This is a genomic window from Spirillospora sp. NPDC046719 (genome assembly GCF_040645715.1).
Classification (GTDB): Bacteria; Actinomycetota; Actinomycetes; order Streptosporangiales; family Streptosporangiaceae; genus Spirillospora.
In genome coordinates this window covers 1-741 of sequence record NZ_JBEYYT010000314.1, presented here as the reverse complement: position 1 = coordinate 741, position 741 = coordinate 1, and the positions used below count along the sequence as shown (strand labels likewise).

Annotated in this window: 1 protein-coding gene; it reads right to left on the bottom strand. The window is 75.7% G+C overall.

Features of this window, described 5'->3' with window-relative positions; genetic code table 11:
- Positions 1–24 precede the first annotated feature (24 nt).
- On the bottom strand, positions 25–741 hold a 717-nt coding region (locus ABZ914_RS36485), incomplete at its 5' end, for a hypothetical protein (protein ID WP_500198895.1).

The window sequence follows — 741 nt, the reverse complement described above, 5'->3', positions numbered from 1 at the left end:
GGACGCCCCTGGACCGTTTCGGCTTCAGAGCCGCTGCGAGGACGCGACCGTCCACCCTCCACCCGACCGCCGCAGCAGCAGGCGGTGGAACGAGACCGGGTCCTTGTCGGTGCACGCGCCCTTGCAGTCGCCGACGGCGACGAGCGCGGTCAGCCCCCGCGGCCCGTCGCCCGCGCGCAGGCCCAGCTCCACCGGCGTCCCCGACGCGACGGACGGATCCCGGTAGACGGCGCCGAGGGCCCCGCGCGCCTGCGCCCCCGGCCACGGGAGGCCCGAGGTGTCGGCGCGCTGCGACCCCGCCTTGAGCGTGTAGAGGGTGTCGAGGAGCCACCGGTTCCCCTGCCTGACCATCGTCGCGCGCATCGGGTCCGACAGCAGGCGCGGCGACGCACCCTCGGCGCGCACCGTCCGCTTGACGAACGACAGCACGCTGACGCTGCCGGACGCCGCGCCGACCACCGCGGAGTCGACGACGTCGGTGGTCACCGACCCCTTCTTGTCCTGGAGCTCCTTGCGGTAGCCGCTCGCCGCGAGCTGCCGGTCGTAGTCGGCGCCGTAGCGCGGCGTCGACACCTGGTGCGCCGCCGCCACGTTCCGGTCGAGCGAGGAGTGGTCGAAGCTGAGCACCGTCTTGACCGCCTCCGAGGCCGGCGCGATCGCCGCACTCGCCGCCGCGGGCGGGGCCGCCTGGTCGGTGGACGCCGTGGCGGGCGCGTCCGGCGAGCCGTTCGCCAGCACCGC